Origin of the sequence: Corallococcus sp. AB049A, assembly GCF_003668885.1 — a bacterium.
Classification (GTDB): domain Bacteria; phylum Myxococcota; class Myxococcia; order Myxococcales; family Myxococcaceae; genus Corallococcus; species Corallococcus interemptor.
In genome coordinates this window covers 17,729-28,856 of record NZ_RAWL01000061.1, presented here as the reverse complement: position 1 = coordinate 28,856, position 11,128 = coordinate 17,729, and the positions used below count along the sequence as shown (strand labels likewise).

11 protein-coding genes are annotated in these 11,128 nt (G+C 70.9%); all 11 read right to left on the bottom strand.

The features are described from left to right. Positions 1-138: 138 nt before the first annotated feature. Positions 139-666, bottom strand: coding sequence for a gamma-glutamylcyclotransferase (locus D7X55_RS09550; RefSeq protein WP_121722884.1), 528 nt, complete (start codon positions 664-666; stop codon positions 139-141). Positions 667-713: 47 nt separating this feature from the next. Beyond that, on the bottom strand, positions 714-1,481 hold the full coding sequence (locus D7X55_RS09545; RefSeq protein ID WP_121722883.1) for an ATP-grasp domain-containing protein: 768 nt from the start codon (positions 1,479-1,481) through the stop codon (positions 714-716). 64 nt (positions 1,482-1,545) lie between these two features. Continuing rightward, positions 1,546-2,643, bottom strand: coding sequence for an NAD(P)/FAD-dependent oxidoreductase (locus D7X55_RS09540; RefSeq protein WP_121722882.1), 1,098 nt, complete (start codon positions 2,641-2,643; stop codon positions 1,546-1,548). 13 nt (positions 2,644-2,656) lie between these two features. Further along, positions 2,657-4,366, bottom strand: a complete 1,710-nt coding sequence (locus D7X55_RS09535; protein ID WP_233609755.1) for a fatty acyl-AMP ligase — start codon at positions 4,364-4,366, stop codon at positions 2,657-2,659. Between the two features lie 44 nt (positions 4,367-4,410). Beyond that, positions 4,411-4,686, bottom strand: coding sequence for an acyl carrier protein (locus D7X55_RS09530; protein ID WP_120549370.1), 276 nt, complete (start codon positions 4,684-4,686; stop codon positions 4,411-4,413). Continuing rightward, the gene (locus D7X55_RS09525) at positions 4,679-5,254 is read right to left on the bottom strand and encodes an isoprenylcysteine carboxyl methyltransferase family protein (RefSeq protein ID WP_120549369.1); all 576 of its coding nucleotides are present in this window, start codon (positions 5,252-5,254) and stop codon (positions 4,679-4,681) included. The genes D7X55_RS09530 and D7X55_RS09525 overlap by 8 nt, the downstream gene beginning before the upstream one ends. Next, positions 5,248-6,333, bottom strand: coding sequence for a type III polyketide synthase (locus D7X55_RS09520; protein WP_121722881.1), 1,086 nt, complete (start codon positions 6,331-6,333; stop codon positions 5,248-5,250). Before D7X55_RS09520 ends, D7X55_RS09525 begins: the two co-directional genes overlap by 7 nt. Before the next feature lie 148 nt (positions 6,334-6,481). Further along, positions 6,482-7,972 carry a hypothetical protein gene (locus D7X55_RS09515; protein ID WP_121722880.1) on the bottom strand — a complete coding sequence of 497 codons (1,491 nt, stop codon included), beginning with the start codon at positions 7,970-7,972 and terminating at the stop codon, positions 6,482-6,484. Positions 7,973-8,083: 111 nt separating this feature from the next. After that, positions 8,084-8,272: a hypothetical protein gene (locus D7X55_RS09510; RefSeq protein WP_233609753.1), complete on the bottom strand. Its 189-nt coding sequence runs from the start codon at positions 8,270-8,272 to the stop codon at positions 8,084-8,086. A gap of 41 nt (positions 8,273-8,313) precedes the next feature. Next, positions 8,314-9,426: a pilus assembly protein gene (locus D7X55_RS09505; protein ID WP_121722879.1), complete on the bottom strand. Its 1,113-nt coding sequence runs from the start codon at positions 9,424-9,426 to the stop codon at positions 8,314-8,316. A gap of 14 nt (positions 9,427-9,440) precedes the next feature. After that, entirely contained in the window at positions 9,441-11,126 is a 1,686-nt protein-coding gene (locus D7X55_RS09500; RefSeq protein WP_120549364.1) for a pilus assembly protein TadG-related protein, read from the bottom strand. Positions 11,127-11,128 lie beyond the last annotated feature (2 nt).

Genomic DNA, 11,128 nt, shown 5'->3' with positions numbered 1-11,128 from the left:
CCTCGGGGCCGGCGGGGGGGTGATGCACGGGGAGATGGCCCCTGTCCCTCATCGTCGGCGTGACCCGGCGCCCGGTTGCGTCACACCGCCCTTTTTCTCAGCGGACAGGGCGTTTTTCGGTCCGGAGGGACCCGGCTGTCACTTAATGCCGGACCTGGCGTGCTGGACGGCGTGGACGATGCGGGCTTCCGCCTGGAGTTTTTCGACGACGGCGGCAGGCAGGCGGGCGCGCTCGGCGGCGACGGCGAGGGTGATCAGGAAGGCCTCGCTGACGGGCCCCTGCGTGGAGGTGTTGCGCGCGGCGGGGGTGAAGGCGTGGGCCTCCACCACGGTGCCGGAGGCGGTGCGCACCTTCACCGGGCGCTCCTCGGTGGCCAGGGCGAGCGCGGTCTCCAGGCGGGCGAGGACGGGCCAGGCTTCGGTGGCCACGGGGCGCAGGCGCCCGGACAGCCGGTGTCCCGGAGCTTCCACCAGACGTGCGACCCGGCCGCCCCAGTTGGGCACGTGCACGTCGTAGACGACGTCCACGTCCAGCGCCTCGGCGAGCTCGCCCTCCGGGAAGTCGGGCACGGGGGGCAGGCCGTGCAGGTGCCGGCTCGCCGCGGCCGGGGCCAGGTCGAGGGAGAACGCGAACCAGGGACGTGACGCCGCGGGGCCAGATGCCATGGGCCGAGTGTCCCCGGCACACGGCACTGGAACAAGAGCCGGCGTTCTCAGAACCGCATGGCCTCCACGGCGGCCACCATCTTGCCGACGTCGTAGGCATAGAAGCCGGCCGAGTTCAGGTTGTTGAACTCACCTATGAACAGGCCGCCGTCGTGCATGAAGACGTCCAGCGCGTAGGCGCGGTCCGGGCCCCAGGTCTCCGCCATGCGCTGCGCGAAGGCGTGGACCTCCGGCTCCACCTGGGACGAGGCCACGACGCGGTCGCCCAGCTTGTAGAGCGAGCCGGTGATGACCTGGCCGTCCACGACGACCATGCGGTACTCGCGCTGGATGTGCTTGGGCACACTGACGGCCACCGGAGTTTCGGCGGTGACCGTGGCGTACGTGTCGAGCTTCAGGACCTGCTCGCGCCAGTGGGCGAACGCGTCCCAGGACGTGAGCATGCCGGAGAAGGCCTTGTCGTCCAGGCAGGGGCGGATGAAGAAGGGCCCCGGCTGCTCCGGCACGTCCGCGAACCGGTGCACGGTGGCGTCGGCGTTCAGCAGGTGCGGGCCCAGGTGCTGGCGCCAGACGCGGAAGTCGAACTGGTCGTTGATGAAGGCGCCAGGGGTCCAGCCCTGCTCGTGCGCGTAGCGGGTCAGCGACAGGGAGCCCATCACGACGACGGGGTCCGCTGGCCGCACGGCGGGCTCGATGCCTCCTCCGAACGGGATGACCTTGACCAGGGTGTGCGGGATGGAGCCGTGCGCCAGGACCTCCAGCAACGTGTGGAAGCCCTGCTCGTTGAAGAGGTTGTTCTGGACGACCCAGTGCATGCGCGGCTCCGTGGACGATGGCCGCCGCGCGGACGTGGGAGCGCGCAGGGGGCTGACAGGCGGCTTATGTCACCACCGCGGCGAGGATGCGCTCGAAGAGCCACGGGGCACGGCCCAGCAGGCGCACCACGGGCCTGCGCAGGCGCGGGCGGCGCGCGAGCATCAGCAGGCCCTGCGTCGTCCAGGCGTACTTGCGGAACACCTGCTGGAAGGTGCGCTCGTAGGGCAGCAGCGTGTCGCGGCCCGCGCCCTTCGCCAGGGCGTCCGGGAGCACCGCGCCCAGGGACTCCGCGCAGGCGAAGGCCAGCGTGAGCCCTTCGCCCGTCACCGCGTCCACGTAGCCCGCGGCGTCTCCGACGAGGGCGAAGCGATCCGCGATGCGCGTGCGGGCCACGCGCGCCAGGGGACCCGCGCCGCGTGGATGGGAGTCCGGCTCCACGCCGGTGAGCTGTTCCGCCAGCCGAGGGAAGCGCTCCAGCAGCGCGTCGAAGCCCACGCGGCCCTCCACGGTGCCGTCCTCCCACAGGAACGCGATGCCCACGCGCTCCGCGCCCGCGGGTGTCACGTACGCTTCGACGCCGGAGGCGAAGTGCACCTCCACGTACGGCGTCCACGGCACGCGCCGGAAGTGGCGCCGCAGTCCGTAGCGCCGGGGCGCGTCCCGCTCCACGTCCAGGCCTTCAGCCTTGCGCAGCGGTGAGTTCAGGCCATCCGCCGCGACGAGGAAGCGCGCGGATACGCGGCCCACGGGCGTCTCCAGCGTCACGCCGTCCGGCGTGCGGACGTGCGACACGACGTGCGTGTGTTCGCGCAGGTCCACGCCCACCTCGCGCGCACGGGTCGCCAATGCGTTGGACAGCGCAAGCCTGCGGACACCGAGCCCACCGGGCGCGGGGAGTTTCCCTTCCGCCGTGCTGCCGTCCTCCTGCACGTAGCGGATGCCCACGAACGGAGAGCTGTCGCTCCGGTCCAGGTGCGCGAGCGCGCCCAGCCGTTCCAGCGCCGCGAGGCCGGAGGGCATCAGCCCTTCACCACACGCCTTGTCCACCGGCGTGGACGCGCGCTCCAGCACCACCGTGTCCAGCCCGCGCCTGGCCGCCGTGATGGCCACCGCGAGCCCGGCCGGGCCTCCTCCGACCACGACCACGTCGTGCTGCTTCACGCGTCCTGCCACGTCACGAGTCGTGCTCCGCGCGCACCATCGCCAGCGCGCTCTTGGCCATCTCCACCGCGAGCCCCACCGCCCCCACCTTCTTCGGCGCCGTCAGCTCTCCGGAGAGGTAGCGCCGCAGCGCCTCGCTCCTTCGCAGCTTGCCGCTGGACGTGCGCGGCAGCGTGCCCGGCTCCAGCAGCTTCACCGTGTGCGGCTGCACGCCCGTCGCGTCCACCACCGCCGCGCGGATGTCCGCCTCCACCGATGCCACGTCCGCGCCCCGCTCCGCGCGCTCGGCCAGGATGAGCAGCGCTTCGTCCTCGCTGCCCTCGGGCGTGAAGCCCAGCGCCACCGCGCAGCCCGTGCGCACGCCGTCCACCTTGAGCAGCGGATCCTCGAAGGCCTGCGGCGCGTGGTTCGCGCCCCGGATGATGACCAGGTCCTTCGCGCGGCCCGTCAGGTACAGCTCCCCGTCCGCGCTGAAGCCCAGGTCTCCCGTGTCCAGCCATCCCTCCCCCACCAGCGCCCGCGCCGTTCCTTCCGCGTCCTCGAAGTAGCCGCGCATCAACGACGGCCCCTTCGCGAACACGCGCCCCACCCGGCGCTCCGGCAGCTCCGTGCCGTCCTCGCCGCGCACCTGGACTTCGAAGCCCGCCACCGGCGCGCCCACGCTCACCAGCGTCCGCCTCCCCTCACGCGCCTGGCCCTCGCGCGCCAGCACGTCCGGATCCACGCCCAGCTCGCGCGGCCCCCGGCCCGCGGGCGGGAACGTCACCGCCAGCGACGCCTCCGACAGGCCATACACCGGCCGCAGCGCCCGAGCGGAGAAGCCCCACTTCTCGAACCGCTCCGCGAAGCGGCGCAGCGTGTCCGCGGACACCGGCTCCGCGCCGTTGAGCGCGTGCAGCCACCCGGACAGGTCCACGCCCTGCAGGTCCGCGTCCTTCACCCGCTTCAAGCACAACCCATAGGCGAAGTTCGGCGCGGGAGACACGAAGCCCCGGTGCCGCGACAGCGCTCGCAGCCACAGCGCCGGCTTCACCAGGAACGTCTCCGGCGGAATCAGCACCAGGCTGCCCGGGTAGTACAGCGCCGAGATGACACAGCCGATGAGCCCCATGTCGTGGTACAGCGGCAGCCAGCTCACGCCCACCGGCGTCACGCCCGGAGCCACCGGCATCGCCGCCTCCAGCGCCGCCACCTGCGCCACCAGCGCCCCGTGCGTCAGCGCCACCGGCTTCGGCTCCACCGTGGAACCCGAGGAGAACTGGATGAGCCCCAGCGCGTCGGGCCCCACCTCCACCTCCAGGTCCTCGTCGCCGTGCATCACCGCGTCCACCGTGTGACAGCCCAGCCTCGGCCGCGCCTGCTCCATGCTCGGCCCCAGCAGGAGCCGCACGCGCGTGTCCGTCAGCACCGCCACCGCGCCCGTCAGCTGGAGCATGCGCGCCGTGGAGCGGTGGTACTCGTCCAGCCGTCCCAGCCGCACCGGCGGATACAGCGGCACCGGCACCGCGCCCGCCAGGAGCACGCCGAAGAACGCATCCATGAACGCGGGCGACGTGGGCAGGAGCAACGCCACCCGGTCTCCCGGACGCACGCCCAGCCGCGCCAGGCCTCCCGCCGCGCGCCTCGCACGCCGGTACACCTGCGCCCACGGCAGGGACGTCTCGTGCTCCGCGGCGTCCACGAACACCAGCCCCAGCGACGTGTGCGACGTCGCCTTCAGCATCGCGTTCACCGTGGCGTGCTTCAGCGCCGGCAGGGCCGGCCCCTTCACGGGTGCGCCTCCACGTCCGGCTTCGTGGCCTGGACCCGCGCCGCCACCAGCCGCGCCAGGTCCTCCACCGTGCGCACGCCCTGCGCGTCCTCCTCCGACAACATCACCTGGAAGCGGTTCTCCAGCCCCACCGCCAGCACCGTCAGCCCCAGGCTGTCCAGGTGCAGGTCGCGCAGGAGGTCGTGCGCGGGCTCCACCGTGCCCTCGACCTCCAGCTCCTCCAGGGCGATGCGGCGGATCTCCGCCACCGCCTCCGTCACGATGTCAGCCACGGCGAACCTCCGGAATGAAGCGGGGACGGTGGGCGAAGGCCTCGGAGTACATCGCCCCGAGCGCCGCCTCCTCCGCGCGGATGCGCACGTAGAGGAGCGCCGCGTTGCCCACCGTGAACACGACCGCCGTCACCCACGCCCCGTGGATGAGCGGCACGCACAACAGCTCCAGCACCACCGCCACGTAGTTCGGATGCCGCAGGAACCGGTACGGCCCGCCCGTCACCGGCGCCAGCCCCGGCACCACGATGATGCGCGAGTTCCACCGGTCCCCCAGCGTCCCGATGGCCCAGTACCGCAGGCCCTGCGCCACCCCCGCGCCCGCGAGCGCCGCCCAGCTCCACGCGCCCCAGAAGGGCCGCTGCAGGCCGAACACCTCCGCCACGCACGCGACGAGGAACAGCGTGTGGAACACCACCATGAACCGGTAGTGCCCCTGCCCTGTCTCCACGCCGCCGCGCGCGAAGGCCCGCTCCGCGTTGCGCTTGGAGAGCACCAGCTCCAGCAGCCGCTCCGCGACGAGCAGCCCCATGAAGCCCGCGAACAGCGCCTGGGTGCCGGTCACCATCGCACCAGCACCATCTCCGCGCAGAAGCCCGGACCCATGGCCATCACCACACCCCAGTCGCCGGGCTTCACGTCCGCCTCCTCCAGCGTCTCGCCCAGCACGAAGAGCACCGACGCGCTGGACAGGTTGCCCACCTGCTTGAGCGACCTCCACGAGCGCTCCAGCGCGCCTGCTTCCAATTCCAGCGCGGACTCGAAGCCCTCCAGCACCTTGGGGCCGCCGGTGTGCGCCACCCAGTGCTTCACGTCCTTGCGCGCAAGGCCATGCTCCGCGAGGAAGCCGTCCACGTTGCCGCGGATGTGCTCCTTCACCAGCTGCGGCACCTTCGCGGACAGCACGACCTTGAAGCCCGTGTCCACGACGTCCCAGCCCATCACCCGCTCGGTGTCTGGATAGAACACCGACCGCGAGCCCACCACGCGCGGCCCTGTGCCTGCTGCCTCCGCGCCCCGCAGCACCACGCACGCCGCGCCGTCTCCGAAGAGGCCGGAGGCGATGATGTTGGGGATGGACAGGTCCTCGCGCTGGAGCGTGAGCGAGCACAGCTCCGTGGCGATGAGCAGCGCCGTCTGCTTGGGGAACGCGCGCAGGTAGTCCGACGCGCGCGCCAGCCCCGCCGCGCCCGCCACGCAGCCCAGGCCGAAGATGGGCGTGCGCTTCACGTCCTCACGCAAGCCCATCCGGTTGACCAGGCGCGCGTCCACGCTGGGCGTGGCGATGCCCGTCACGGTGACGAAGAAGACGTGGTCCACGTCCTTCGGCGTGAGCCCCGCGCGCGACAGCGCCTCGCGCGCCACCTGTTCCGACAGCTGCGTGGCCACGCGGATCCACGCGTCGTTGCGCTGCTGGAACGTCGCGAGCGACGGATACTCCTCCAGCGGCAGCGCCAGGTGCCGGCCGCCCACCTGCACGTTGCGGTGCAGGTCCTCCAGCCGCTCCAGGTTGAAGTGCTTCGTCGCCCACAGGTCGCGCAGCGCCGCGATGAGCTGCTCCTGGCTGGCGTAGTGCGGAGGGAGCGCGCGTCCCACCGCGCTCAACGAAGGGGATGGCGCGGGGTCGTGACGATTCGAGCTGGGCATGAAGTCCTGGAGGGTCCCCCACCCGGGGAGCCGGGTCCCCAGGCTTAATCCCCCGCAGGGCCGGATGCGATGGTCTATCGCCGGACCTGCCCGCCCCTGAACCCCAGGGGCGGCGCACACTGTTGCACACGCGACGCCCCGCGCGGGGCTACTGGCAGCGCTCCGTCGTGCTGTCGCAGCGCCCCTCGATGCAGGGGGAGTTCCACTGGGGGAAGCCCCCGTCAGCCGAGGGGAAGACGCAGCGCTCTCCCAGGCGCGGCTCCCGGGCGCAGGTGCCCCCGTTCTCTCCGCGCGCGCAGATGAGGTACTTCGCGCAGGCCAGAGGCGCGTCACAGGCCTCTCCCAGGGCCTTGCCCTCGGTGCAGTGCCCGTCCGTGCAACGCTGGGCCCAGGGGCACTCCACGTCGTAGCGGCACTCGCCCGGGCTCGCGGTGATGCACACCCCGGAGGTGCCGCTGCCCGCGTCCGGCTTGTCGCACAGCAGGCCCTCCGCGCACTGGCCGGGGCCACCGCAGGCCTCCCCTTCGACGAGCGAGGCGGGCTCGATGCACAGGCCCCTGGGGCTGGTGCAGATCTGTCCGGGGCCGCAGCCCTTGAGGTTGGCGTCGCAGCGCACACCGTCGGGTTCGCACTGCCGGGCAACGGAGGCGTCGGGGCTGATGGATGTGCACGTCAGGCCGGACTCACACGCCCCATAGTTGCAGGCACCGGGGGGCAGGGAGGAGCAGGGGTAGGTGGGGACCTGCCCACACGTCTCCCCCAGCGTCCGGTACGCCCTGCAGGTGCCCTTGCCCGACATGTCCTCGATGGCCGTATCGCAATGGGACGACGTCGCCGTGTCACAGGGCTTGGGCTCGATGAGGCCAATCCTGCACGCCTCTCCCGGGTTGGGTCGCGGCACGCAGCACCCCTGCGAGCAGTAGCCGTGGCCGTCACACGGCACGGCCCCCGGCTCGCCGCAGGCCATGCCCACGGGGCGCTTCTCCGGACACGCGACGCAGACGCCCGCGTCGCTTGAATCCTTGAGGCAGTAGCCCGCGCGGCAGTCCACATCCCTGCCACAGGCCCCGCCCACGGAGGAGCGCACGAACGCGCAGCCGCACACCGTGGAGGAGGGATCCAGTCCCCCCGTGAGGCACGCGGACGCGGCCTGGGACCAGTAGGTGAGGAACCCCGCGTTCCGGTTCACCCGCGGGAAGCGGCCCTCGCAGTTCAGCCGCTCCCGCTCGACACACCCGGCCTCGGCCGAGGCCTCCACCGTGCCGGCGTCCACTCCGGTCGCGCACAGCCGCTGAGCGGATTCCTGACACCAGTTCTCGGCGGAGGGCACCGGGCCTGCTTCCGGCAGCACCAGCGAGGCGCACAGGTCGGCCGCTGGCGGAGAATCACAGCGGCTGTTCCAGGGGGCTCCTGGGTTCTCGGGCGGCGCACAGGCGACGCTGGCGTCCGGCACGCTGGCGTCCGGCACGCTGGCATCCGGCACGCTGGCGTCCGGGAGCTCCACGCTGGCGTCGGTGCCCGCGTCAGGCACCTCCACGCCCGCGTCCCCCGCGGGCGGTGGGTTCTTGTCGGGACAGCCGGTGCCCAGCGCGAGCACCGCGCTCAGGGCGAACAGTAGGAACGCATGGCGACGCGGCATGTTCTTCTCCAGGGGGATTCCGGACGCCGGCCCGCGCCCTGCCCCTGTCAGGGACCCACCATCCCTTCATACGGTCACGGAATGGATTCCTGGTCGCCCGCGGTCCAGCGCTCAGCCGAACGGATAGCCCAGCACGCAGTAGTAGCCCCGGACGTAGATGGTCATCGCCGCGAACATGTCCGGCGCGAACGTGGTGATGGCCAGCGTTCCGAACAGCAGCACCATCAGCAACAGGGTGAACTCCGCCGCGGCCTGCCCGCGAGAGCGCGGCCTGCGCAACCAGCGGTAGCTCCTGTGCATCCAGCCATCCATCGTGGAACCTCCCGAGCGCGCCCTTGCGCTCACGTGTCGTCATCCGGGCTCTGGAAGCCAGTGCAGGCATCCGACCCCGTGTTGAAGTAACCGGTGTCCCCGTTCTTCACGTACAGGGCCTCGGGCATGCCGGACGTCTTCGCGCCCTGGAAGTACGGCCCCCGGCAGCGGTAGGCGCGCATGGGGAAGTTGTCGCCATAATTGTTGGCCTGGTCGAAGCCGCGCTTCGCCTGGACGGCCCGGGGCTCGCAGGAACCGAGACACCAGTTCGTGTCATCCAGCCAGTACGCCGCCTCCAATAGCTCCCCCGGCATCATCCGGGTGGCGGTGACGGTGGGCACGCCGTACGCCTCGACATGCCGCAGCCGGATGGAGTCGCGGATGTAGTTCGCGTCGAAGGGCGAGTCGAGCCGCAGGACCTGCAACGCGTTGCTGATGGCGTTGACCATGCCCGAATCCGCGGCGCCGGCGTAGACGATGGGCTGGACGCGGTCTCGCGTCAGCTGCTCCACGCGCGGGTAGGTCTGGGACGGCGCGTCCCCGGGGCGCCAGGCCCTCCAGGTGTCGTGGTAGACGTAGAACTGCTCACGGAAGACCAGGTCCAACCGCGAGTCGTCGAAGCCCGTGGTGTAGAGGCCAATGGCCTTGGGGATGATGTGGTTCACCAGGCGGACCTGCACGTCCACCTGGGCCGCGCCGACGCGGGTGTCCAACCCCATCCGCCGGGCCATCTGCTCCGGCGTGCTGCCCAGGGCCGCGAGCGTCGCCCCCACCGACCCGGATGCACCCGCCGCCCCCGCGACGTCCGCCAGGCCCACGCGCTTCAAGGGCGCGTCCGCGTCCGCCAGTGACGCCGTGAAGGTCACCTCGTTGCGGGAGGCGCTGCCCAGCTCGCCGTCCTTCGTGGCGCCATCCAGGTCCCGGTAGCGCTTCAGCGCGTCGCTCGTGATGCCTGACAGGTCCGACCGCGCGACGCGCTCGAAGGCGATGAAGCGCGCCAGCTCCACGGACTTGAGGCGCGCGCGCTGGACCTCCCAGAAGTAGTTCACCCACAGCAGGAGCGCCACGAAGAGGGGCGCCAGCAGCGCCAGCTCCACCGTGGAGGAGCCGCGCCGGCTCCAGGTGACGGAACGCTTCGCCATCGCGGTGCCCCTCCTCAGTACGTCAGGCCGTTGAACAGCCAGTTCGCGTCCCGGTAGGTGGGAATCAGGAATCGCAGGTGCTGCTCATCCCAGTGCGTCTGGATGGGCGCGAGGCGGGCGGTCCAGAGGGGGTTGAAGAAGTTGGGCTCCTCCTGCCATTGCCCCGGCCGGTGGTAGATGGCGCGCCCCACCGACATGGCCATCATCCCGCCCGTCCTCGCGCGAAACTCTTCGGCGAAGGTGTCCTGCTTGCCGCCGACGTACCGCCACGTCATGTCCAGCAGGGACTCCTGGATGCCCTCCTGCATGTTGGTCGTGCGCGGCCCGTAGGGCCCGTTCTGCGCGAGGTCGCTGTTGTACTTCCCGGATCCCCGCGTGCGCATGAAGGAGTTCCGGCTGAGGTTCTCCAATTGGAAGACCTCCTTGTCGCTCTCGTCCCCGCCATTTCCACGCATCGCCCCCATGTCCTTGCTCAGCACCACCATGTTGCAGGGGTAGCCGAAGTGGTTCTTCCAGGGATTGAAGAAGCTGGTGTCGGAGGTGACGAACGGCGTGATGCCCTTCCATGGATGGTGGGCGGACACCTTCTGGTTGCCATACTCCTGATGGAAGCCGCCGCGTGCGTCCGCCGCGACCCGGAAGCGCAGCTCGAAGACGGTGGACCAATCCAGGAAGCCCAGCCCGCAGCCGGGGCGCACCTCCATCTTGATGTCGTCCGACGCGAAGAGCTGATCATTGCGGTTGCCTTCGAATTGCTCGGCGAAGCTCTTGATCTGGCTGTCGGCGGTCTTCTCCACGCGCAGCTCCCCCACGATGAGGCACAGGCGCAGGTTCCACCTGCGCCCGATGAGCACCGGGCCCTCGCCCTGGGCGGTCCAGTTCCTTCTCACCGCGTTGGCCATGCTGCCCATGAGCAGGCGGTACTTGGCCATGTCCGCGTCCGACAGCCGGTTCTGGTTGCGATTGAGCAGCCGCCCGCGCGTCGCCATGCCCGTGGGGTCCGCCCCCATCCAGGGGCTGGAGCTGCGGGGGCCGTCGTCCAGCACGTGGAGGAAGTTCTTGCCGTTGGAGTGATTGAGGGTCCCGGGGTCCGAGTACAGCGCGGGCAGGGGCACGTCCCGGAAGGGATCATTGTCGTCCATGGAGGGCTCCACCTCCGCCCGTGGGTCCGTCAGGTGGATGCTCTTGTCGCGAGCCGCGTCGCTGTAGAGGTCATACAGCGTGGCGGACAGCATGGCCTCCTGGCTGATCCAGAGGGAGACGTTCAACTCCGTGAGGACCCGCACCAGTGTCGGGACAAGCTCCTCCACCGTCTTCACCCACGCCTTGATCATCGCGGAGATGGCGGCGAACACCGGTCCGATGCCTGGAAGGACTTTCAAGTACTTCGCCGCGGCGCCAATGGTCCGGTCCAGGTACACCGCGTGGCTCACGTAGGACATCACCGTGAGCATGGCGCTGTAGTGAACGACCATCGCGCGGTTGGTGTAGGCCAGGAAGTTGTACGCGCGGGCCTCCTTCACCGCGAGGGAGTAGGCCTGCGCGTCCGCCGCGTCCTGGAGCTTCATCTTCTCATACACACCGTGCCCGATGCTGACGGACGACATCACCGCCACGGCCACCACCAGCATGCACACGGCCCCCAGCACCAGGGCCTGTCCCCGCTCGTCCCGGCGCAGCCGCCTGACCATGCCAAACATTG

Bases quoted from the DNA above. Each gene is read 5' to 3' on its own strand.
- D7X55_RS09520 (WP_121722881.1), bottom strand. From the start codon at position 6,333: ATGCCCAGCTCGAATCGTCACGACCCCGCGCCATCCCCTTCGTTGAGC.
- D7X55_RS09545 (WP_121722883.1), bottom strand. From the start codon at position 1,481: ATGCACTGGGTCGTCCAGAACAACCTCTTCAACGAGCAGGGCTTCCAC.
- D7X55_RS09500 (WP_120549364.1), bottom strand. From the start codon at position 11,126: ATGTTTGGCATGGTCAGGCGGCTGCGCCGGGACGAGCGGGGACAGGCC.
- D7X55_RS09525 (WP_120549369.1), bottom strand. From the start codon at position 5,254: ATGGTGACCGGCACCCAGGCGCTGTTCGCGGGCTTCATGGGGCTGCTC.
- D7X55_RS09505 (WP_121722879.1), bottom strand. From the start codon at position 9,426: ATGGCGAAGCGTTCCGTCACCTGGAGCCGGCGCGGCTCCTCCACGGTG.
- D7X55_RS09550 (WP_121722884.1), bottom strand. From the start codon at position 666: ATGGCATCTGGCCCCGCGGCGTCACGTCCCTGGTTCGCGTTCTCCCTC.
- D7X55_RS09515 (WP_121722880.1), bottom strand. From the start codon at position 7,972: ATGCCGCGTCGCCATGCGTTCCTACTGTTCGCCCTGAGCGCGGTGCTC.
- D7X55_RS09535 (WP_233609755.1), bottom strand. From the start codon at position 4,366: ATGCTGAAGGCGACGTCGCACACGTCGCTGGGGCTGGTGTTCGTGGAC.
- D7X55_RS09510 (WP_233609753.1), bottom strand. From the start codon at position 8,272: ATGCACAGGAGCTACCGCTGGTTGCGCAGGCCGCGCTCTCGCGGGCAG.